We start from the raw sequence: 20,638 nt of genomic DNA, 5'->3' as shown, positions 1-20,638 counted from the left end.
CCACATTTCCAAAGGAGCAGCACCATGGCACCGATCGATCCCGCGATCAAACAGAATTACATCGAACTCCACGAGTCCACCGGCGAATCCTACGAGTCGATCGCCGGGCGCGCCGCCAGCCAGGACGACAAGGAGCTGGCCTCATGGCTCCGTGCACAGGCCAAGGGCGAGCAGCCGAACACCGAGCAGGAACAGCGCTCAGAACCTCCCCAGGGACGTCTGCCCGCAAAACAGGAAACTGCAGCAGCGGACGCCGAGGCGCAGGCCAAAGCCGAAGCAGAAGCGAAAACAGCCGCCGAAACCAAAGCAGCGGCCGACGCCGAAGCGAAAGCCACGGCTAAGAAGTAATGGCATCCCTTGACCTCGGCGCACTGGCTACGGTGAAGTGGCCCACCGCGCCGGACACCGGACCCTACGCGCTCGCGGTCAAGCGGCCGGACGGCACCACCTTGGACCCGGCCCCGACGGTGACCGGCTACAGGGAAACCACACAGGCGCAGTTCGTCCCGGCCATGGCTGGCAGGTACCTGCTGTCTTGGACGGCGGGCGGCTCCGGCGCCTACACGGATGTGCTGGACGTGTGGCCCGCAGACCCGCAGTTCCTCATCTCCCTGGATGAAGTGCTGGCGGGTCTGCGGCTGCCGGCCAACGCTGATCCTGCCAAGGCGCAGGACCTGCGCCTGTACGTGGCAGCGGCAACGCCGGTGATCGAAGACATCACCGGCCCGATGCTCGCGGCCACGAAGACGTTCACAACCTGGGGCGGCGGCTCGACCGTGGTCCTCCCGCATCTACCGAACCAGATCCTTGGCATCACGGCAGACAGCGTCCCGGTTGTGGACTACGTCCCGGACCTGGTGTCCGGCATCATCTACTGCGGCACGCGGACGGCGGTGACCGCTTTCCCTAGCGGGGATCTGGTCATCACGTACCGGATTGGCAGTTCGGAGATCCCACCCAACGTCAGGCTGGCTGCGCGTGAGCTGGTCCGCTTCTGGTGGCAGGGCGGGATGCAGGGTTCCGGTGGCAATGTCCGCGGCTCGGCATCTGATGGTGAGGCCTTCACCCCCTCCGGATACGCGGTCCCCCGCAGGGTCATGGAGCTATGCGCGCCGCATGAGCAGATGGGCGGGTTCGCCTGATGGATCTCACCCAGGCGACGCTCGGCCTCGCTTTCAAGAAGGCGTTCTACCAAGCAGTCAAGACACTCATGGCCACGGGCTACGAAACCGAACACGTGTACGTGGTGTTCGGCCCGCCGACGACCTACAACCCCGAGGACATCGTCTCCTTCGGACGCGTGTCCTCGGGGCAAGCAGCGGCCACGATGAGCACCAACCGGAGCCGCGAGGAAACACTCACCCTCGAAGTGGTGATCTCCTGCGCCCTGGGCGGGGACGAAGATGCTGCGCTCGCAACATCCGAACGCAGCACGGAGTTGCTGCGGCTGATTGAACGCCTTGTCCGGATGGACGACACCACTCTCGGCGGCGCTGTCAGGGAATGCGTGCTGACGTCATACGAATCCGAAACGGAAGTAACTGACGAAGGCATGGCAACGGACATCGCCGCAACATTCACAGCCAAAGCACGGATCACAGCCTAGGAGACCACCATGCCAAAACTCAAGAACATATCCCCGCTCGGCGCGCTCGACGTTCCCCTGCTTCGCAGAGTCGTCGATGCCGGCGAGGTATTCGACACCACCGAGGACCAGGCACGTGTCCTGCTTCTCCAGTCCGACAACTACCAGCCAGCAGACAAGGCAGCCAAGACGCTGGCCGCCTCGCTGACGGCCCAGCAGGACGGCGACGGGGCAGCGAGCCACGACGGCGACAACGAAGACGCAGGCACCCCAGCCAGCGGCGAAGGAGAGGGTGAAGACCAGTGACGACCCAGCTTGATTGCTCCGTGGGCCTGAAGAAGGAAACCACGTACGGCACGGCGGTGACCGTGGACCGCTTTCCCGAGTTCATTGACGAGTCTTTCGCGTGGAACCCCTCGTTCGTCCAGGGCGCCGGAATGCGTGTCGGTTCCCGACTTGCACGCTCGGCCCGCCGCGTCCTCGCCAAGCAGTCCGCCGGCGGTGACCTCAACGTCGAGCTGGTTAGCAAGGGCCTGGGCGTTCTGCTGGAGGCGCTGTTCGGTAACGGTGTGTCCACTGCGGTGCCTGGTCAGGCCGGTGTTTTCCAGCAGCTCTACACCCCGACGACCACGGACCCGCTGAACTCCTACACCATCCAGAAGGGCATCCCCACACTGGGCGGCGGCGCGGCCACGGCCATGACGTTCCTCGGCGCGGTCTGCACCTCGGGTGAGTTCTCGGCATCCAACGCTGACATCGTGAAGCTGAAGACCACGTGGGACGCGAAGGAAGTCAAGACCGACGTCGGCTATGCGGCACCGTCCTACGTTGCCGGCGGCGAGCTGTTCCACTTCGCTGAGGGCGCGATCACCATCGGCGGATCCCAGACTCCACCGACGGCGACGGCGCTCGCGACCGGCGGGACCGTGGCGGCCACCATCGAAGACTTCTCCGTCTCGTTCGATAACAAGATCGATGACGGCGGCTTCACCTTCGGTGGTTCCGGCAAGCGCAACCGGAAGCCCGTCGTCGGCCTGGCTGACGCAAAGGGCAAGGTCACCGCGGAGTACTCGGACACCATCCTCCGCGATGCCTACCTCAACCAGACGGCGCTCGGCCTGACGCTGACGTTCCTCTCGACGACCACGATCGGTACGTCCGCGAAGTACGCGCTGCAGTTCCACTTCCCGGAGATCCGCCTCGAGGGTGAACTGCCCAAGTCCGCCGGCGGATCGGTCGTGAAGCAGTCGATCGACTTCACCGTCCTCGACGGTCTGGTTGCTGGCTCGCCGGTCTACGTCGCCCTGGTCACGACCGACGCCACGATCTAATGGCACGCTCCGGGGAGCAGCGCGGCGGCGGGCCTGATCTTCCGGAGATCACCATCACTTCCCCGAACATTCTGGAGGCGTTGGCGAGAGCCAAGGAGATCGGGCCCGCTGTGCAGCGCAACCTGCGCCGCAGCCTCCGCGGCGTGGGCGACGACATCATCAAGGATCAGAAGGCCATCCTCTCCGGGGCCAAGCCTGGAGTGGCTCGCAAGGCCGGGATGCGGGTCAAGAAGGTCAAGCGCGGCGGCACCGGCAAGGTCTACCTGCGGGCGGTCAACGTCTACAAAGCCGAAGCCGCGTCCCGTTCCCGCAGTACCGGGATGCGTAACCGGGTCAAGGCGTCACTGAAGACCCGCGTCGTCGCCGGCGCCACCAGGTCAGGGATCAGCATCCGGGCGGACAAGTCCGTCGGCGGCGTGATGGTCAAGGGCTGGAACAAGCAAGTCATCCGGCACCCCGTGTTTCATGACCCGGACAAAATTCAGCAGACGTTCGTCTCGCAGTTCGGCCAGCCCTATTGGTGGGAGCCGATCAAGCGCGGACGCATCGACGCGAAAGACAAAGCCCTCAGGGCGATCGACGACGCACTCAACGGAAAAGGGTAAAAGCGTGAAGCTCATTGTTGGAGACAAGAAGTATCCCCTGCAGGAAGCCATCCAGGGCGCGACCCTGCGGAACCTGTACACCCTCAAGCTGCAGACCAAAGGCGACGGTCACCCGGGCATCGGCATCAAGTCACTGCGGGACGCCTTCCAGCGCATGCAGGACAACGCCCCGAAGAACGGCGCGGCGGCTGACCCGCTGGACTTCCTCGAAGACGCAGAGAACCTGCTCGCACTCCAGGCCATGGTCTGGCTGTGCAAGCGCCACGCCGGCGAGTCCGTGACCGTGGCCGAAGCCAACGACTTCCCCCTCTCCAAGATCGGTTTCGAAGCCGACGAGGAGGTCGCGGCGGAGGACCCTACGGTGGCCCGGACGGATACCGTTCCGGGCGACGAGCCAGCCAGAGCAACAAGCTAGAAGACGCTGACGACATCGAGGCGTCCATCTACCGATGGATCACCACGATCTCGCACGTCTGGCCCGGCATTACACCGCTGAACGTCTGGGACCTGCCTTACCTGATGTGGCTCAAGTTCGTTGCGAACGCTGCCGCCTGGGAAGAACAGCAGGACAAGAACCGGAAACGATAAGGAAGGCGGTCCCTGGTGGCAACCCAGCAGCTGCTGTTCGACATTCTGGCCACGTCCAAGGGCGTCGATAAGACATTCCAGGACGTAGTTGATTCTGCCGACACCATGGCTGGCAAGCTCGGCGCGGCAGGATCCAAGGCGACAGCGAAGCTGTTCTCCCCGATGACGGCGGCGGCTGCCGGCGGCATCGCGGGCGCAGCGCTGATGTCCGGTCTGACTACCGCCATCAACATGGACTCGGTTACCTCGACCATGACGGCGGGCCTGAACCTTACCGGCCCGGCCGCTGCGGCGGCCGGGCAGGCGGCAGGGCAGATGTACGCGGACGGGTACGGCGATTCCTTCGAGAGCGTCACCGCCGGAGTGGAAGCCACCCTTTCCTCCATCAAGGGATTGTCCGGGCAATCGCAGGCGGACATCCAGTCCGTTACGTCCAAGGTGATGGACCTGTCCGCAGCCTTCGGGATGGACGTCGGCCGGGCGGCGCAGGTCGCCGGTCAGATGATCAACACCGGTCTGGCGAAGGACGGCGTCGAAGCTGCCGATCTGCTGGCGGCTACCCTGGCCAAGGTCCCGGTGAACGTCCGCGAGGACGTTCTGGACGCAGTGGACGAGTACGGCCCCATGTTCGCCAACCTCGGGATGTCGGGCGGCGAGGCCATGACGCTGCTCGCAGACGCCTCGGCGAAGGGCGCCTACGGCATCGATAAGACCGGCGACGCGCTAAAGGAATTCACCATCCGCGCCACCGACATGTCGAAGGCAACGTCCGGCGCCTACGAATCGCTGGGCATGGACCAGACAGACATGACCAACCAGCTGCTGGCTGGCGGCGACACCGCCCGGGCAGCGTTCGACAAGATCATCATGGGGCTTGGCGATATCAAGGACCCGGCCCAGCAGTCTCAGGCCGCGCTCGCGCTCTTCGGAACACCTATCGAAGATCTGGGCACCGCCGAAATTCCCAAGTTCATTGACTCCCTGCTCAACTCCCAGGAAGCCCTCGGCACCGTGGAAGGCTCAGCGGCCACCCTCGGGGAGAAGCTCCACTCCGGACCGGGCGCCGCGTTCACCGAGCTGCAGCGCAAAGCCGAGACGACCCTCGGGCAGCTCGGCGCCCAGATGCTGCCCATTCTGACGCCAATCCTCGAAGGGCTCCAGCAGTTCGCCCCCGTCATCGTCCCCGCAGTAATCGCTCTCGGCGCGCTCGCGGCCGTGATCGCCGTCGTGAACATGGTCATGGCCGTGAGCCCGATCGGATGGATCGTAATCGGGGTCGTGGCGCTGATCGCCGCGATCGTCGCCCTGGTCATGAACTGGGACACCGTCGTAGCGTTCCTCACCCAGGCCTGGGCCGGGTTCGTGGGCTGGTTCCAAGGCGTCATGGCCGGGTTCTTCGGATGGTGGGACGGCGTCTGGGGTGGCTTCATCGGCTGGACCCAGGACGTCTGGAACGGTTTCGTCGGCTTCCTGGGCGACGTGTGGGGCGGCTTCATGGGCTGGATCCAGGGCATCATCGGCGGGTTCCTCGGCTTCTGGAACTCAACCTGGTCCACCATCGGGTCCTTCATCGCCGGCGTGTGGGCCGGGATCGTGGCCGCCGCCACGGCCGGCGTCCACGCATTCGTGGATCCCATCGTCAACGGGATCGTCGGGGTGTGGAACTTCATCACAGCGATCTTCACCAACATCGGCAACTTCATCGCCGGCGTCTGGAACTGGATCACCAGCCTGGTAGGCAACATCATCAAGGCGTTCGTCCAGGAGCACGGCGACGAGATGCAAGCGATCTGGGACAACATCGTCGCCGTGTTCACGGCCATCGGCGGGTTCTTCACCGGGATCTGGAACTGGTACGTCGGCATCATCACGGGCGCGCTGCAGGCGGTGTGGGGTGTGATCTCCACCGTCTTCACTACTGTGTGGGGATTCATCTCCGGAGTGTTCACAGCCATCGGCGCGTTCATTGGCGGCGTCTGGAACTGGTACGTCGGGGTAATCACGGCGGCGCTGCAGGCGGTGTGGGGTGTGGTCTCTGCGGTCTTCTCTGCCGTGTGGGGATTCATCTCTGAAGTGTTCACGGCCGTCGGCGGATTCATCGGCGGGGTCTGGAACAACATCGTCGCCGTCATCTCCGGCGCGGTAGGCGCCGTCTGGGGAACCATCGTCAACGGGTTCTCCGCAGCCTGGAACTTCATCACCAGCGTCTTCGGGCAGGTCGCTGGATTCCTCGGCGGCATCTGGGGAAACATCGTGTCCGGCGTGTCCGGGATGATCGGGCAGGTCGGCGGGTTCTTCTCCGGGCTGTGGGGCACCATCACCGGTGCCCTGTCCGGCGCGGGCCGGTGGCTGTGGGACGCCGGCGTGAACATCGTCAACGGACTGTTCGACGGCATCAAATCGCTGGCCGGGACCATCGGCAACTTCTTCCTCGGTCTGCTGCCCGGCTGGATCGTGGAACCGTTCAAGGTCGCGCTCGGCATCCATTCCCCGTCGACGGTCTTCGCCGGGTTCGGCGAGAACATCGGCGAGGGCGTGCTCGTCGGCGTCGGCCGCGTCCAAGGCCGGATCGATGACCGCATGTCCAGCCTGGTCACCGTCCCCGAGTTCGGGGCAGGCAGCGGGTTCGGCAGCAGCAGTACTGCTGGCGGCCGCACAGCCGGCGGTGGGTCCACGATCGATGACCTGATCGACGTCATCCGTACCCAGCGCCCCATCAACGTCCAGGCCCCGCCCGGCACGGACCCGGAACTGGTCGGCCGGGCTACCGCCGAACAGATCTTGTGGAGAGGGTGACATGACAAGAACCCGCACAGTAACCGTGGACGGGCTGACCTTCAGCGAAGACGGCTGGACCAGCCCCGACGGGTACACCCTCTGGCTCGATGACATCCCCGGGTGGAAGGACGGCCCGGCCGTGCACAGGGAACGCGCCGCACGCATGAACGCACACGGCGAGTTCTCCGAACGCGGCTGGCGGGACGCCCGCCTGGTCACCATCCAGGGAGACGCCACCTGCCCATCAGAGGAGGTCACCGCGCTCGCCGAACAGCAGCTGGCGGCGGTCCTCGCTGACGGGCTGGCGGGCGTACTGGAGGTTACGGACACGGCAACGGTTCCGATGTCCTGCGGGACGTACCTGTTCTCTGAGCCGAAGATCGGTTACAAGAACGACACCACGCTGACCTATCAGATCCAGTTCATCTGCCCCAAGCCACGCAAGTACGGCGCACCGGTCAACGCCGTGACGGGTGTGTCCACTGCTGGCGGTGGGCTGGAGTACCCGCTCGGTGATCCGCTGGATTACGGAGCGGCCGGCAACCCCGGGACCGTAACCCTGGTCAACACCGGGACGGCAGACACGGCCCCGGCCTTCACTGTCTCGGCGGGGACCACGGACATGCCGTTCGGGTTCTCGATCACGCACGTGCAGTCCGGCAACAGGCTGGTCTATTCCGATCCTGTTCTCCTGGGGCAAACCGTCCGGCTTGATACCTCTGACGGGTCCGTCCTCCTCGAGGGATACGCGGACCGGTCAGCGAAACTCACCGTCCGGGAATGGACACGGCTTGCCCGGAACACGTCCGGCACGTGGCTGTTCGAGGCGACCGGCTCCACCGGCGCCCAGATGATCGCGGAGGTGAGACCTGCATGGTGGTAGCCCCAGGGTTCCGGGTGTTCATCGGGAACATGGTCACAGGCCGGATCACCGCCGACCTGCCGGCCGCATCACAATCATGGGGGGTCCGGCTCAACGGGGCCGGCCCGCTGGACCTGACGACCAGGGCGCTGTCCGAGGAACTCCTCACCAAGGACCTGCGGAACATCACCGCCGAGAAGAAAAACTACCTGGCGTTTGCCTATGGGAACACCATCCTTGAGGCAGGGCCCATCTGGAAAAGGGACTACTCCGCCAGGACCGGCGTACTGAAACTCGGTGCCGAAGGGCTCTGGTCCATCCTGGACAAGACCAAGGCTCTGAACTGGGCACAGATCATCGCCGGCACGCCGGTCACGCGCAGCAGCCTGGACCTGACAGGCCTCTCGCTCGGCAGCATCGCCCGCGAAATCGTCCGGCTCTCCATCGTCGGGAACCCGTACAACCCCGGCTTGCCCATCGTCTTCCCAGACATCGTTGAAACCGGCAGCAACGAACGGCACTACAAGGGCTACGAACTGCCCTACGTCGGGGACCTGCTGCGGAAACTGACCGAAGTGCAGGACGGACCTGACATCGCGTTCCGGCCCCGGTACAACGCCGCCGACCCGACCCGCATTGAGTGGGTCATGACCCACGGTTCCCCGTCGTCCCCGCTGCTGTACCAGAGCGGGGATGACTGGATCTGGGATGGGTCAGTGGACGAGTCCGGCGTCTCCGATATCGGCGTCAAGTCAGACGGTTCACGGATGGCAGACAGGGTGTGGCAGCCCGGCGCCGGTTCGGAACTGGAGATGAAACTCGCAACCGCACAGGATCTGGATCTCATCCAGAACGCCGACTACCCGTGGACCGAAGCCGACGCGGCGTCAAAGGACGTCGAAGACCTCGACATCCTGCAAGGCCACGCCGACTACGCCATAGCTCTGGCCCGCCGCCCGATTGAAACGTGGGACCTCACCGTCCGAGCCAACACCAGCCCCCTGCTGGGCAACTACTCACCCGGGGACTTCGCACAGATCACCGTCCCGAAGGGTAACCCAATGATTGCCGCCGGCGTTCGGCGGGTCCGGCTGATGGCCATCGACGGGGACAACACCGAGACAGTCACGCTGACACCAGCCCCGATGCCGGCAGGAGTGTAATGGCCACCGACGCACCCCGCTCCATCCCCGACCCGGACCCCCGCAAACGGATCAGCGACAACGACAAGGCGCACCAGCGCAGGACATCCGAGATGGAACGCGGCGCCCCGCAACGGTCGATGTCCATCTCGGACGACACCGGCCGAGGAATCCGCGTGGACGAAAACGGGTTCCGCACAGTCAACGCAGCCGGCGACACCGTCGGGATCTTCCAGACCTCCGACGGGACGTTCGTCATCAAGGACGCCGCCGGCACCCCAATGGCCCGCTTCGGCGAACTGCTCTCGGACCCCGGCAACTTCGGCGGCGAGATATGGGACGACATCAACAGCGTCTGGGTCAAACTCGTCACCGGCGCCTCCACCTCCTGGGCAGCCGTCACCGGCAAGCCAACAACGTTCGCACCCACCGCCCACACCCACGCAGGCAGCGACGTCACATCAACCGTGGCGCTCGCCGATGGCTCGGCCTACGCCTTCAACAACAACGTGGCCGGCACGACGTTCTACGCCGTGTGGGTGGGCAACGACGGCGGCAACCACCTGGGCAAGAACACCTCTTCCATGCGGTACAAGGAGAACGTCAGGCCCTACGGCGTAGACCCTGCGAAGGTGCTCCAGCTGGAGCCGAAGATCTTCGACCGCAAGCCGGTCAGGATTCCCACACCGGAAGGGCAGGAAGGCCCGGACCAGATGGTCACCGGGGCAACCGATGAATACGGGCTGATCGCCGAGGAAGTCCACCAGCTCGTGCCCGAGATCGTGGTCTGGTACGACGACCAGATCGACGGCATCCGCTATGACCTCCTCGCACTGGCCCTGCTGGACGTGGCCAAGGACCAGGACCGCCAGCTCAAAGAACACACCGAACAGATCGCCGCCCTTCAGGCTGCGGTCGAAGCTATGGGAGGAACACTATGACGGTCAACCGAGGACCAGGCGTTGCACCCATTGCGGGCGTCGGCACCACCACCACAGAACACAGGCTCCAGCTGGCCGGGCAGTACGCGGAGAACGCCCCGGGCGTGCCCCGCTCCGGCGTGCTGGGACAGGCCACCGATCTGCTGGTCGTCGGACGGGCAGACATGTCCTACGACGTCGGGCCCGCGGCCCTGGTCATCAGCCGGACGGCAGCCGAGGGTGTCTACACCCCGACCCTGACAGGGACGACGAACGTCCCCACCACCGCTGCTCCCGGGACAAACTCCCGCTGGGACCTGATCTACATCAAGCAGAACGACCAGGCCAAGGGCGACGCCGACAACGCCGCCGTCGTGGACGTGGTGCAGGGCACCGCTGCGGCGTCCCCGACCAAGCCCACAGGCTCGCTTCCCGCCGGCGCCTACGTCCTCGCCGAGGCGCGGATCTTCGCCACGACCACCGGAACCAACGGCGGCTCCAACACGATCGCACAGGTCTGGCGGCACACCGCAGCACGCGGCGCGCCGATACCCGTCAGGAACACCACCGAACGGGACGAGATCACGGGCAAGCCGGTCGGCCTGCGGATCAGTCGCCTGGACCTCGGCGGCCGGCCCTTCTGGTGGACCGGGACGCGCTGGTCCACCGGACCGATCGGCACCGCCTATGTGCCCATCTGGACGGGCATCGCGGACTTCGGCACGGGCGGCGCACTGACCGGCACGTACTGGGTGGACGGTGACCGGGTGCATGTCCGCTCCCGCGCCACGTTTGGTTCCGCCGCGTCACTCGGCAACTCGATCGTTCACTGCCCGCTGCCGCCCGGGTACCCGGTTTCCGGTGGGGAATCCAAGTATCTCGGATCGGGGATCTACATCCCGACCTCGGGTTCCATCCGTCACCTGACGGTGTTCGAGGACGGCGGCGCCGCTTCGGTCTGGATCGCGTCCGATCCGATCAAAACCCCGGGCGATGTCCCGGTCTCGGCGGCGGCGGGAAGCTACTTCGAAATCGCGTTCAGCTACCAGACCAGTGGCATCTACTAAGGGAGGACCAGACGTGTGGATGCTGGGATTCTCGATCTCATCAAGACCATCGGCGGCGTTGTGCTGTCCACAGGTGGAGCCCTCGGGCTGTACCTCATTTTCCGCAGGATCGATGCGGATATTCAGAAGGCGCTCCGTGAGGACGTCGCCGCGCTGCGCAAGGAGAACCGAGATCTACGGGCCGACCTACGCAAAGCCGAGGGCCGGGACGAAGAGGAAGGCGAGCAATGACAGAACGTACTGATTACCGGGAGTTCCCGCCGCGCTGGCTGATGTTCCTCTGCGTCCTGGCCATCGCCGCCGGCGTCGGTTTCCTCGGCTTCAACCAGTGGGCCGCGACGCAGGACCGGAACACCGCGCAGTCGAACGCCGCCACCCTTGCCCAGGATCTCGAAAGGATCTGCAAGGACCAGGGCAGCCTGCTGCTGGACAACCGCGACGTCTGCGCCAAAGCCACGCAGGTGCAGGAGAACCCCACCGAATCAATCCCCGGGCCGAAGGGCGACACCGGGGCAGCTGGCAGGGATGGCCTCGACGGCGAGCCTGGCCCGCCGGGGCCTCCGGGTCCGGGCGGGCCCGGAGGCGAACCCGGTACCGCGGGCACGCAGGGCGCAGCAGGAGCATCTGGAACCGACGGGGCCAATGGTCTGCCCGGCGCCGACTCGACCATCCCCGGCCCGGCAGGCCCGCAGGGCGAACCCGGTCCGGCTGGACCAGCAGGCGAGCCGGGGCCGCCGGGCGCTACGGGCTCCGACGGCCAGACCCCCAGCTCCATCACCTTCACGGACCGGACGGGCACAACGTACACCTGCACGCCGAACCCGCCAGGGTCCAGCACCTACACCTGCACAGCGGAAGGGATCACCCCATGATCGCCATCACGGAGAGCTTGGGAACATGGATTCCGCAGGTGCAGGGCCAGTACATCAACGAGGACTGGAACCCGCAGAACAAGGGATTCGGTGCACAGTGCTGGGACCTCGCGGCGAACTGGTCCAAGTTCCTCGGCCTGCCCGTCATCAACACCGGAGACACCGCAACGAAGAAGGGCCGCTGGCCAGGGTGGGCGGGCAACATGGTGGACTGCTTCCCGCAGACCGCCGCCATTGCCGCCGCGTACACGCTCCACGGGCCCAACGAGACAGGCCAGCCGGGTGACATCTGCGTGTGGGGCGACTCCAACAAGGTCTGGTACCCAGCGACCCACGTCGCGGTGCTGGTACTGGACAAAGGTTCCTGGCTGCAGGTCATGTCCCTGAACAGCACGCCATCACGCGCCGATAACCCGTACCCCGAATGGACGTCCGGGCCCACCACGATCCAGAGCCTCCCACGCCAGGGACTCATCGGCTTCATTCGCCCACGCCTGGGCGGGCTCGCCCCGCAGGGCACCACCACACCCTTGGAGGAAGACATGCCACTATCCAAAGAAGACGTTGACAACATTGCTGCTCGCGTGGCCGAAGTCATCCAGCCCATGCACGACGTCACCCGCGATCACATCGTCAAGGAAGTGCCCAAGGCCACCGTCGCCGCGACATGGAAGCACCCCATCGACAACCGCCACGAGGTCACCGGCGAGCTGCAGGCCGGCGCCACCACGCCCGAGACGGTGCTCAGCTACGTCAACTACCAGCACACGGCCACCAGGGAGACCCTGCTGGCCGCTGTGCGGGGCATCGTGGACGCGGTGAAGGCCGCGCCCGGACCCGACGCCGCGGCCGTCGCAGAGGCAGCGTACGCCGCCTTCGCCGAGAAGCTGGCCGGCCTCAAGCTCACCATCACTACGGGAGGCCCCGGTGAATGAGTTCCTGAACCTCGGAACACCCGCACTCTGGGCGCTCGCCGTGGGCTTCTTCAGCCCTCCGGTGATCAGCACCATCCAGCAGTCGCGCTGGTCCGAACGGACCCAGTCCCTGGTGGCCTTCGGCTTCTATCTGGTGGTCGCTGCCGTGACCGCCTACGTGCTGGGCCTGTTCAACGCCGGGGATATCTTCCGGCTGGCGCTGCTGATCTTCCTCGCCGCCGGCACCAGCTACAAGACGCTCTGGAAACCCACCGGTGTCAGCCCGGCCATTGAACGTGTGACGTCCCCGAACAACGCGCCCGAACACCGGGCAGAGTAGGAGCTTTTCCATGGGCTTTCCCCCAGGCATGCAGCTGGCCACGGTTGCGTTCGGCATCCCGCTCACCGCCACCGGCAAGGACGTCGTCACGAAGGTGACCGTCAAGCCGACGTCGCGCGTGATCTGGGCGGCGACCGGCCAGCCGCTTCCGGAGTTCTCGGACTCCTTCACCGCGGAGGCCGGCCAGCTCGGCCAGTTCCAGGTGCCGTTCATCGACCAGCCCGGGTTCATCGACTCGACCGGAGCGGCGGTGACGGACTTCGCCTTCCAGATCAGCGCGTCCTGGGAGTTCGGCAACGAACGGCCGATCGACTGGTCCAAGAACCTGAAGCCGCTGCTGGGGCAGTCGGGCCCGATCGATCTGGACCTGGTCCCGGACGGGCCGGTATCCATCCCGGTGACGGCTCCGTCGGCGGCGGTCCTGGGCTTCGGCGGCCGGACGGGGTTCGTCACGCTGCAGGAGTCGGACCTGCCGCAGCGGCTTTCAGTTGGTGATCTTTCTGCCACTTATGCCACCAAAGGCGAAGCCGGGGACAAGTCCCACGCGATCACCAACGCGGCGATTGCCTACGCGCCCCGCGCAACCCTCCAGACCATCCCGACCTACGACGGGTCAGGGGTAGTCGTGCACCCGTCCGTGTACTTCAACCCTGACGGCTGGAACGGCTATAAATATTGGATGGGCATGACCCCGTACACCAGCGCGGACGCGGCACTGGAAAACCCGTCCATTGTCGTCTCGCAGGACGGCGTCACCTGGGCCGTCCCGGCCGGTTTGACCAACCCTGTCGAACCGACCTACCCCAGCCCGGGGAACGGGTACAACTCCGACCCGTACCTGTTCGTGGACGGCGCGACCATGTACTTGTTCTGGCGCACCTGGGACGGCATCGTGAGCCGGGACCGGCACTATTACCGCACCAGCACGGACGGCGTTATCTGGACTGCGCGGACAATGGTCCGCGATGACGTACCCGCCACCCGACGTCTCGTTTCCCCGTCCTACATTAAGGACGCGAACGGGTGGACCGTGTACGCCGTGGACATCGTCCCGACCCCGCGACGGATCGTCAGGGTGAAGGCAGCCACCCTCGCTGGGACCACCACTGCGACTGTCGAGAACGTGACCGTCACCGGCAACGCGGGCGACCCGTGGCATATCGACGTCCACAAGGTTGGCGGCGAATGGCAGGCCCTCGTGCAGGATGGCGGATCGGGCGGCGGATACTTGTGGGCTGCCGTGTCCAACGACGGTCTGAACTTCACCGCAGGCCCGTCGCTGATTGCCCGCGTCCCGGGGCAGTGGGACGCGGCCTATTACAAGTCCTGTTTCGTGCCTGCCGTCAAGGATGGGATTGCCGGGTGGGATGCGTGGATCGGCGGCGCAACGTTCGGCGCATCGGGCAACATTATCGGTCGGACCTTCGTTCGCTTCGACCAGCTCCGGATCGAGGTGGCTGCGCTCACCAGTGAACTGGCCCTTTCCCGTGGCGAGGTCTCGGTTATTCAGGCGGTCAACGGCATCCCGCCTTGGATTGTCGGGGACACGTTCGCCCGCGCCGATAACCCCACGGCGCTCGGCAACGCCAATACCGGGCAGACATGGACCGCGTCCTCCGGTAGCTGGAAGGTCGCCAGCAAGGCAGGGCAGGGGCAGACGGTAACAAATAACATCGCCACCATCGAAACCGGCGCCGTGGACCATTGGGCCAACGTGACGTTGACCTACCCTGACACTGCAAACACAAAAACAATCATCGCCCGGTACGCGGATGCCTCCAACTTCTACCGCTTCGGCATCTTTAACGGGGTGCTCAAGCTACAGAAGGTAGTCGCCGGGGCGGCAACGGACCTAGCCAGCCCCGCCGGGACCATCTCGTCTGGCATGTCCATGGGGATTCGGTGTGCTGGGTCCACCATCGACCTGTACCTGAACAACCTACTGGTTGCCACGGTCACGGACGCCGCACTAGCATCTGGGACAAAGGTGGGCATGCAAGACACGACCGGCGCAGTACGCTTCACAATGTTCACCGCACGCACCAGCTAGACCCCGCTAACCCCCGAGCCGGGCCAAGACCTTGCCAGGCAGCTTCTGCACCCGCTGCCACACGAAACCCGGCAAAGTCCGCCGCCCGTGCTCGGCAGGCATCGGCAGCACTAATGCGGGATCAACCACCATTCCCCGGCTCGTGGCATTTGCAACACTCCGATTGAACGTGATGTGTTCGCAAATCCACGGGCCGGGGACGGCGGGCAGGTACGTTCCCGCCCGATAGGCGTCCGCGTCATAGATACACAAACCATTGAATGCTGACGTGCACCATAGGTCGGCGTCGCTCGTCAGGCGTTCCTGCGCCGGGTAGATCGTGTCCCGGAACAGGCTGTAGTAGCTGGCGGGGTTGCGCTGGGAGTCCCTGATCCGGTCATCTAGGCCAATGAACTCCTCGCCGCCGTCCTCGAACGCGAGCAGGTCATAGTAGGTGGGCGCGCTTGTCGCAGCGACGGCGAACGCATCCCCGAGCCGGTCAAGAGCGCTCCGCAACTGGACGACATTGACCGACCGCAAGAACGGCTCATCAAGGTCCACCACAGCGAACGCACGGGCGTTCATGGTCTTGGCATGGTCAGCCACGATCTGCCGGCCCAAAGCCATCCGCTCTAGGCGGTTACTTGCCGCCCCCATAGCTGACGTGTCCACCACGGACACAAGGTGATGGTCCAGGAGTTCGCGGGTGGAGTCCTTTGACCCGTTCTCCCCTATGAACGCGTGGACCGAGAGTCCCGAAGAATCGAAGTATTCCAATGCCCGGAGCGCGGAAGGAACCGTCCTAGCGCAGTCTCGGGCAAGCGCCAGAAAAACAATGTCGTACATACGTCCCCCAGTAGTCATGCCCCCAATTGTAGGGGCTACTTTCGGCCGACAAGACCCCCGCAGGCTGGAAGCGGTCAGCGCTTACTACTTGGTAGCCGCTTCCTCCGCATAGAGCTGGTGGACGCGGTGCATGGCTTCTATGTCGTGCTCGCGTCCACCACTGCTCTTGCATCGCACAATGAACGCACCCTCAAGGTCGCCGGAGGTGAGCGCATTGAGGTCTTCGGGGGTCAGTACGTCAAGGCGGTTGAGCGGCTGGACCTCCACCGACGCCCGCGCCATTGAGCGGCCCATCGCCACGTCATCGATCAGCCCGAACTCCCACGCCTGGTCGTTCACCGCGTACTCGACCAAGTCCCGAGACATCAGTGTGCAAGTCCCTGACGCGAATTTGGTTCCGTCACGCTCGCCAACGAACCCGCCATAGAAGCCCGTGTCTGGAAGTGCCTGCACATAATCCTCCAGCATGGACAAATTCACATAGCTGGATGTGTTCGTGCGGAACACGTAATCGAAGTCCAGTGTGGCAAGTAAATGCCGTAGCCCGGACATGTTCTTGGCGTTTGTGTTGAGGTAAGTCTCCGGGACCCCGGTCACCAATCGGTCACCAGCAAGCCTTACTGGACGGGAAGCTAACCATGTGCCGACCAATCGGCTGTAAGCGCGGAAGGCGGCAGCCGGTGCGAACCGCTGCACCGCTCGCTGGGCGTACCTAGCCATGGTGCTGGACATCCCAGTCCTGCCATACAACCAGAACGCTGGAACGTCGGCGCGAGGTTCGGCAGCCCATGTTTCCCTCTGCCCTTTATCCTCGATCATCCGCCACGGCTGGGCATCCATGGCCAGCACCAAAACAAGCACACGCTTACGCGATTCCCCAAAAGTCATGCCCCCAATGATAAGGGGTCCTTTCGACACGGTTAAGTTCCCCAACTAAAAGGCTGTCCTGGGCGACGCCGCAGATCGCACGGCATCGCCCAGGACAGCCCCCAGATGTCAGACTGCCAGGCTCTGCTGCCGCCTCGCGACTGTAGCCGCCAGGTTCTCTGGCTTCACAGCTGTCTTACACGTAGCCTCCAGCGCCTTGACCCGGTCCTCAAGGACTTTGATCTGGGCCTGCAGTGATTCCATCGACACTTCCCTCATCTGGTTCCCCCTCATTTTCGTTGCGCCCATAAGGGCGGATAGGACAACTCGAATCCTAGCGACCAAACCCAAACCCAGCGCCCCATCTCTTCGGAGGTGGGGCACTTGGTGGTTAAGTGGTTTCGTGGATCGAATCGAGAAACGCACCAAGTTCACGCTGGACGGCACCGCCTACGAGCACGCCAACCCGACGCCGCAGCTGGTCGCTGGAAGCGTTCGCAGATTCCCGTCCGGGACGGAGCCTAGAGTCATCGCGCAAGTCCCGCTGGCCGGCGGCGGCACCGTCGAGGTCCACGGCTACGCCACCCACTACACCCAGGAATGGGTTTCGATTGAATGGAACGACGACAACATCCAGCACTTCGCCTGCTGGGTGCCGGCCGCTGACGTGCGCCGACCGGGTGAGGACGAATGGCGTGGCAGGTACGTCGCGTTCTAGACTGTAGTTCGCCTGGCCCCAGTAGCTCAGGGGATAGAGCAGCGGCTTTCTAATCCGCCGGTCGGGGGTTCGATTCCCTCCTGGGGCACATGCGTAAGGGCCGGACACCGTCAAGGTGTCCGGCCCTTTTTGGGTTGTCATGTGCCCGTCAACTACCCATCAAGTGAACTGGTCAGGCTGCCAGGGGCGCGGCGTCGGGTGGTGCGACGCGGCGCCGGCCAGAGCGATCCGGGATGGTGAGGACCGGGAGCAGATCGAAGCCGTGGCGGATGCCTTCGGGTCGGAGCAGCAGGTACTTCGTGGTGGTGTCCATGTTGGAGTGCCGCATGCTGCGTTGGACGATGAAGTCACTGACGCCGGCCTCGTGCATCTCGGTGGCCAGGGAAGCGCGGAGGTCGTGGGGCCGGTGCTTGAGGCCCATGCGTTTGATCGCTTCGCCGATCAGGCCGGAGACACTGTTGCCCATGATGTGGCCTTCGCCGGCGGCGTGGAGTTTGTTGGCTGTCCGGTTGGGGAACCAGTAGCCGGTCCTGGGCATCTGCTGGAACAGGGGCCAGACGGCGGCGGGGACGGGCAGGGTGGCCTCTTTGCGGCCCTTGCCGATGGTCTTGAGGGTGCGGACGTTCCAGTCGATGTCAGCGCCGTTGACGGCCGCGATCTCCGAGACGCGTAACCCGAGGTAATAGTGCAGGGCGACCATGACGCGGGTCTTCCGGTAGATCCCGGACTGAAGCAGGGCGTTGATCTCTTCGACGCTGAAGGGATTCGGTTCGCGCTTCCGGGTGGCGACCCTCGGCAGCCGGTAGGCGGGGTTGTCCAGGCGCAGCTGTTCGTCCTGCATCCAGGCGAAGAATGTATGTAGGCCCGAGCGGCGGTGCACGCGGGTGGAGTTGGACCAGTTCTGGGCGGCGGTCCAGTGGATCAGGTCACGGCGTGTGACGGTCTCCAGGGACTCGATGTCGCGGGCCAGCTGGCGGATGAAGATGAGTCGTTCTCTGATTGTTTTCGGTGTGAGGTCTGCCGCTTTCATGCAGGCCGTCCAGTATGTCAGCGTGTCTTCCGTGTTCATTAGTGCCCCCTGGTTTAGTGTGTGTTCCGCTACCGTTCTTACCTTGATTCAAGGCTGATTTCTCGCCGATAGTCTGGAAGGTTTTGGCTGGTCAGGGCCTGCTTTGCAGGCCTTTTCTTTTGTTTTGCTGATACCGCAGAGGGAGCAGAGGGAAGCTTGGGAGGAGAGACTTCTGCCTTCTGGTCCGTCCCAAAGCACATGGCTGTGCGGGTGGGGCGGACTAAAAGACAGAAGCGTTTACGTGGACACCGCGTCGGTTGCGTCGGTCGTCGGTCGTTTCGCAGCTGGCTCAGGGCATTACTCCTGGGCAGTGGCGGCATCCTCCTGCTTGGGGGCTGGAGGGCGGTATGTGTGCAGATCTGGTGGCCCGGCTGGGCCCACTGTAGGTGCTGGCACTTCTTCGATTCCAAGGGATTGCTCTTCCTGGTGAACACCCTGCCTGCACACGCGACATTGGAACTGGCTCTGACCCAGTAAGCAGCCCGTGGTTGAAGGCTTAGCGTGTTTTGAGGCGCGACAAAAGCACCAGGCGGGGTAGCCGTACCGCCTCGGTATGAGGGCGTCACAAGCTATGGACTGGTGCAGGGTGCAGTGGTTAGACTGGTTCCGCGATCAGGGTCCGTAGCCGGGGACTGATTGCCTGGCCGGTTCGGATGCTTCAACATCCGGCCGGCCTTTTAGTTTTAAGTTCGGGGGTGTGCCTGCCGTAGTTCGGCTGCGGCCTCGATGATGGGCTCTGTATCCGGAAGCCAGACGACCAGGAACGGACCGAGGTGGAACCGGCCCACCGCTTCCTCTGCCGCCAGGGCGTTGAAGATATCGGAGTCCCACGCCGGGTACCAGTAATCGGTGGAGAGAGGGTCCGGCCCGTCAGGGCGCTTCTGCATGGACACGCGCCGGTAATCGGGCGAATCGTTGAGGCAGTCCGGATCGCCGAGGACGACGGCGAAGGTCGGCAGGGCGTCGAGCTCGGTCACGGTGGTGAGGAGCATGCCGACGTGAGGCCGCGCCATTGCGGCGCTCACGAGGCGATCTCCAAGGGAGCATCTTCAATGTGCTGGAAGCGGCGGAATGGGAAGACCAAAACCTCTGCCGAATCGCCAACCTTGTAATCCGCCGGTCGGGGGTTCGATTCCCTCCTGGGGCACAAGGTGATGGGTTGGCACGTCCTTGACGGATGCGCCGGTCAGCACAAAACACCCCGGTCAGCAGACCGGGGTGTTTTCCTTTCTGCGCGTGCTACTTCGCGGTCCATTATGGGAGCGCACGGTATTCGAGTCCGACCGCCGAAAACGGCCAGTCCTCCCCCAGCAGAATGCAGCGGCCCTCCAGCGTCTGGTGGATATCCTCGCCGAGGTCATTGAAGTCCTCCGGCGCCGCGCTACAAAGCAACCGCCGCGTGCCGGTTAAACCGCGACCGGTCAGGAGGAAGTCCGCCCCGGTTCCCGCTGCGGTCAGTACGCCGGAAACAGGCGAAACCAGGAGGCTTCCGGCGCGGTCCCCGTCTTCCGCGGTCCAGAGATAGCCCGCGACCAGGGCAGGCCGGTGCCCCCAAAGCCGCGACCGCATCAGGACTGCCTCCACCGCCGGGCCTGAACTTGTAGGCCCGGCAGCGGATACCCACCGCCATGCATCAGGAAGCCGTCGGCCCCAATAGTGCGTCAGCGTTCCGGCGGCGTCACCCACGGGGAAAACTTCCCCGGACACAGTCACTTCACCTGCAATCCGGACCCTGGGGTAACTAATGAGTTCAAGGTCAAGTGGATGGAGTGAATTCATCAGGGGCATGGCCGGGGCAATCCGGGCAGTCCCGGCATCCCAGTAAAGCTCCCAGCCGACATCCCCGGCCCAGCCTCGGCTGCGCTCCGCGGCGAACAGGCTCCCGCCGATGACAACTTCGGCCCCGTCCGCCTTCCAGTCGCCGCTCCGATGAAGAACGCGCCCCTCCCCGCGAACCCACAGACTTATCCTGACTTCCGCGCTATCAGTACCGGTCCGGAGGATAAAGTCGGCAAGGAACGAGAGGTCGCCGGCACGGAGTCTGACAAACCAGTAGTCCAAAGGGGCGTTCCGGCAAGAAAAGTCCGCGGACAGTGCGGTCATGG

The 20,638-nt window shown here is 64.5% G+C and carries 24 protein-coding genes and 1 tRNA gene; 19 read left to right on the top strand and 6 right to left on the bottom strand.

All coding sequences use genetic code 11. From position 1 onward, the window contains the following. The first annotated feature begins 24 nt into the window (after positions 1-24). The 17 genes from AU252_RS19780 to AU252_RS19700 all read left to right on the top strand — a co-directional run bounded on the left by AU252_RS19780 (position 25) and on the right by AU252_RS19700 (position 15,054). Positions 25-348, top strand: a complete 324-nt coding sequence (locus tag AU252_RS19780) for a hypothetical protein (protein WP_058932175.1) — start codon at positions 25-27, stop codon at positions 346-348. Beyond that, the gene (locus AU252_RS19775; RefSeq protein WP_058932174.1) at positions 348-1,142 is read left to right on the top strand and encodes a hypothetical protein; all 795 of its coding nucleotides are present in this window, start codon (positions 348-350) and stop codon (positions 1,140-1,142) included. Before AU252_RS19780 ends, AU252_RS19775 begins: the two co-directional genes overlap by 1 nt. Beyond that, entirely contained in the window at positions 1,142-1,606 is a 465-nt protein-coding gene (locus AU252_RS19770; RefSeq protein ID WP_058932173.1) for a hypothetical protein, read from the top strand. The genes AU252_RS19775 and AU252_RS19770 overlap by 1 nt, the downstream gene beginning before the upstream one ends. 9 nt (positions 1,607-1,615) lie before the next feature. Further along, positions 1,616-1,891, top strand: a complete 276-nt coding sequence (locus tag AU252_RS19765) for a hypothetical protein (RefSeq protein WP_058932172.1) — start codon at positions 1,616-1,618, stop codon at positions 1,889-1,891. Then, on the top strand, positions 1,888-2,916 hold the full coding sequence (locus tag AU252_RS19760; RefSeq protein ID WP_058932171.1) for a phage tail tube protein: 1,029 nt from the start codon (positions 1,888-1,890) through the stop codon (positions 2,914-2,916). Before AU252_RS19765 ends, AU252_RS19760 begins: the two co-directional genes overlap by 4 nt. Beyond that, a complete protein-coding gene (locus tag AU252_RS19755; protein ID WP_058932170.1) occupies positions 2,916-3,521 on the top strand; it encodes a hypothetical protein in 606 nt (201 codons plus the stop codon). The genes AU252_RS19760 and AU252_RS19755 overlap by 1 nt, the downstream gene beginning before the upstream one ends. A 4-nt stretch (positions 3,522-3,525) precedes the next feature. Further along, positions 3,526-3,936, top strand: coding sequence for a hypothetical protein (locus tag AU252_RS19750; protein ID WP_058932169.1), 411 nt, complete (start codon positions 3,526-3,528; stop codon positions 3,934-3,936). A gap of 188 nt (positions 3,937-4,124) precedes the next feature. After that, entirely contained in the window at positions 4,125-6,905 is a 2,781-nt protein-coding gene (locus AU252_RS19745) for a phage tail tape measure protein (RefSeq protein WP_058932168.1), read from the top strand. Between the two features lies 1 nt (position 6,906). Further along, positions 6,907-7,770 carry a hypothetical protein gene (locus AU252_RS19740; protein ID WP_058932167.1) on the top strand — a complete coding sequence of 288 codons (864 nt, stop codon included), beginning with the start codon at positions 6,907-6,909 and terminating at the stop codon, positions 7,768-7,770. Continuing rightward, entirely contained in the window at positions 7,761-8,912 is a 1,152-nt protein-coding gene (locus AU252_RS19735; RefSeq protein ID WP_058932166.1) for a hypothetical protein, read from the top strand. The genes AU252_RS19740 and AU252_RS19735 overlap by 10 nt, the downstream gene beginning before the upstream one ends. Beyond that, entirely contained in the window at positions 8,912-9,832 is a 921-nt protein-coding gene (locus AU252_RS19730; protein ID WP_058932165.1) for a tail fiber domain-containing protein, read from the top strand. The genes AU252_RS19735 and AU252_RS19730 overlap by 1 nt, the downstream gene beginning before the upstream one ends. Continuing rightward, the gene (locus AU252_RS19725) at positions 9,829-10,878 is read left to right on the top strand and encodes a hypothetical protein (protein ID WP_058932164.1); all 1,050 of its coding nucleotides are present in this window, start codon (positions 9,829-9,831) and stop codon (positions 10,876-10,878) included. The genes AU252_RS19730 and AU252_RS19725 overlap by 4 nt, the downstream gene beginning before the upstream one ends. Positions 10,879-10,893: 15 nt before the next feature. After that, positions 10,894-11,109 (top strand): hypothetical protein, encoded by a 216-nt coding sequence (locus AU252_RS19720; protein ID WP_058932163.1) that lies wholly within the window; start codon positions 10,894-10,896, stop codon positions 11,107-11,109. After that, positions 11,106-11,750 carry a hypothetical protein gene (locus tag AU252_RS19715; RefSeq protein WP_058932162.1) on the top strand — a complete coding sequence of 215 codons (645 nt, stop codon included), beginning with the start codon at positions 11,106-11,108 and terminating at the stop codon, positions 11,748-11,750. The genes AU252_RS19720 and AU252_RS19715 overlap by 4 nt, the downstream gene beginning before the upstream one ends. Further along, a complete protein-coding gene (locus AU252_RS19710) occupies positions 11,747-12,685 on the top strand; it encodes a hypothetical protein (RefSeq protein WP_058932161.1) in 939 nt (312 codons plus the stop codon). The genes AU252_RS19715 and AU252_RS19710 overlap by 4 nt, the downstream gene beginning before the upstream one ends. Next, positions 12,678-13,004: a hypothetical protein gene (locus AU252_RS19705; protein WP_058932160.1), complete on the top strand. Its 327-nt coding sequence runs from the start codon at positions 12,678-12,680 to the stop codon at positions 13,002-13,004. Before AU252_RS19710 ends, AU252_RS19705 begins: the two co-directional genes overlap by 8 nt. Before the next feature lie 10 nt (positions 13,005-13,014). After that, complete coding sequence (locus tag AU252_RS19700; RefSeq protein ID WP_058932159.1) at positions 13,015-15,054, top strand: hypothetical protein; 2,040 nt, start codon at positions 13,015-13,017, stop codon at positions 15,052-15,054. 6 nt (positions 15,055-15,060) lie between these two features. On the opposite strand, the gene AU252_RS19695 is transcribed toward AU252_RS19700, so the two are convergent. The 3 genes from AU252_RS19695 to AU252_RS24825 form a co-directional block, all read right to left on the bottom strand. Next, positions 15,061-15,897 carry a glycosyltransferase family 2 protein gene (locus AU252_RS19695; protein WP_157769018.1) on the bottom strand — a complete coding sequence of 279 codons (837 nt, stop codon included), beginning with the start codon at positions 15,895-15,897 and terminating at the stop codon, positions 15,061-15,063. Positions 15,898-15,963: 66 nt separating this feature from the next. Next, entirely contained in the window at positions 15,964-16,767 is an 804-nt protein-coding gene (locus AU252_RS19690) for a hypothetical protein (RefSeq protein ID WP_058932157.1), read from the bottom strand. A gap of 108 nt (positions 16,768-16,875) precedes the next feature. Next, positions 16,876-17,010: a hypothetical protein gene (locus AU252_RS24825; protein ID WP_276203722.1), complete on the bottom strand. Its 135-nt coding sequence runs from the start codon at positions 17,008-17,010 to the stop codon at positions 16,876-16,878. A 139-nt stretch (positions 17,011-17,149) separates the two neighbouring features. On the opposite strand from AU252_RS24825, the gene AU252_RS19680 reads away from it, so the two are divergent. Together AU252_RS19680 and AU252_RS19675 are read left to right on the top strand one after the other, a co-directional pair. Continuing rightward, on the top strand, positions 17,150-17,464 hold the full coding sequence (locus AU252_RS19680) for a hypothetical protein (protein ID WP_058932155.1): 315 nt from the start codon (positions 17,150-17,152) through the stop codon (positions 17,462-17,464). Positions 17,465-17,479: 15 nt separating this feature from the next. After that, a tRNA-Arg gene (locus tag AU252_RS19675) sits at positions 17,480-17,552 on the top strand. A gap of 84 nt (positions 17,553-17,636) precedes the next feature. Here the strand turns inward: AU252_RS19675 and AU252_RS19670 are convergent. The 3 genes from AU252_RS19670 to AU252_RS19660 all read right to left on the bottom strand — a co-directional run bounded on the left by AU252_RS19670 (position 17,637) and on the right by AU252_RS19660 (position 20,636). Beyond that, the gene (locus AU252_RS19670) at positions 17,637-18,533 is read right to left on the bottom strand and encodes a tyrosine-type recombinase/integrase (protein WP_058932154.1); all 897 of its coding nucleotides are present in this window, start codon (positions 18,531-18,533) and stop codon (positions 17,637-17,639) included. A 683-nt stretch (positions 18,534-19,216) separates the two neighbouring features. Beyond that, complete coding sequence (locus tag AU252_RS19665; RefSeq protein WP_058932153.1) at positions 19,217-19,558, bottom strand: hypothetical protein; 342 nt, start codon at positions 19,556-19,558, stop codon at positions 19,217-19,219. 229 nt (positions 19,559-19,787) lie between these two features. Beyond that, entirely contained in the window at positions 19,788-20,636 is an 849-nt protein-coding gene (locus tag AU252_RS19660; protein WP_058932152.1) for a hypothetical protein, read from the bottom strand. Positions 20,637-20,638: the final 2 nt, after the last annotated feature.

The organism is Pseudarthrobacter sulfonivorans, assembly GCF_001484605.1.
Taxonomy (GTDB): domain Bacteria; phylum Actinomycetota; class Actinomycetes; order Actinomycetales; family Micrococcaceae; genus Arthrobacter; species Arthrobacter sulfonivorans_A.
This window is presented reverse-complemented; position numbering and strand designations above follow the sequence as displayed.

Coding starts and splice junctions, on each gene's coding strand:
- AU252_RS19780 (WP_058932175.1), top strand. CDS start 25: ATGGCACCGATCGATCCCGCGATCAAACAGAATTACATCGAACTCCAC.
- AU252_RS19775 (WP_058932174.1), top strand. CDS start 348: ATGGCATCCCTTGACCTCGGCGCACTGGCTACGGTGAAGTGGCCCACC.
- AU252_RS19770 (WP_058932173.1), top strand. CDS start 1,142: ATGGATCTCACCCAGGCGACGCTCGGCCTCGCTTTCAAGAAGGCGTTC.
- AU252_RS19765 (WP_058932172.1), top strand. CDS start 1,616: ATGCCAAAACTCAAGAACATATCCCCGCTCGGCGCGCTCGACGTTCCC.
- AU252_RS19755 (WP_058932170.1), top strand. CDS start 2,916: ATGGCACGCTCCGGGGAGCAGCGCGGCGGCGGGCCTGATCTTCCGGAG.
- AU252_RS19740 (WP_058932167.1), top strand. CDS start 6,907: ATGACAAGAACCCGCACAGTAACCGTGGACGGGCTGACCTTCAGCGAA.
- AU252_RS19735 (WP_058932166.1), top strand. CDS start 7,761: ATGGTGGTAGCCCCAGGGTTCCGGGTGTTCATCGGGAACATGGTCACA.
- AU252_RS19730 (WP_058932165.1), top strand. CDS start 8,912: ATGGCCACCGACGCACCCCGCTCCATCCCCGACCCGGACCCCCGCAAA.
- AU252_RS19725 (WP_058932164.1), top strand. CDS start 9,829: ATGACGGTCAACCGAGGACCAGGCGTTGCACCCATTGCGGGCGTCGGC.
- AU252_RS19715 (WP_058932162.1), top strand. CDS start 11,106: ATGACAGAACGTACTGATTACCGGGAGTTCCCGCCGCGCTGGCTGATG.
- AU252_RS19710 (WP_058932161.1), top strand. CDS start 11,747: ATGATCGCCATCACGGAGAGCTTGGGAACATGGATTCCGCAGGTGCAG.
- AU252_RS19700 (WP_058932159.1), top strand. CDS start 13,015: ATGGGCTTTCCCCCAGGCATGCAGCTGGCCACGGTTGCGTTCGGCATC.
- AU252_RS19695 (WP_157769018.1), bottom strand. CDS start 15,897: ATGACTACTGGGGGACGTATGTACGACATTGTTTTTCTGGCGCTTGCC.
- AU252_RS19690 (WP_058932157.1), bottom strand. CDS start 16,767: ATGACTTTTGGGGAATCGCGTAAGCGTGTGCTTGTTTTGGTGCTGGCC.
- AU252_RS24825 (WP_276203722.1), bottom strand. CDS start 17,010: ATGGAATCACTGCAGGCCCAGATCAAAGTCCTTGAGGACCGGGTCAAG.
- AU252_RS19670 (WP_058932154.1), bottom strand. CDS start 18,533: ATGAACACGGAAGACACGCTGACATACTGGACGGCCTGCATGAAAGCG.
- AU252_RS19660 (WP_058932152.1), bottom strand. CDS start 20,636: ATGACCGCACTGTCCGCGGACTTTTCTTGCCGGAACGCCCCTTTGGAC.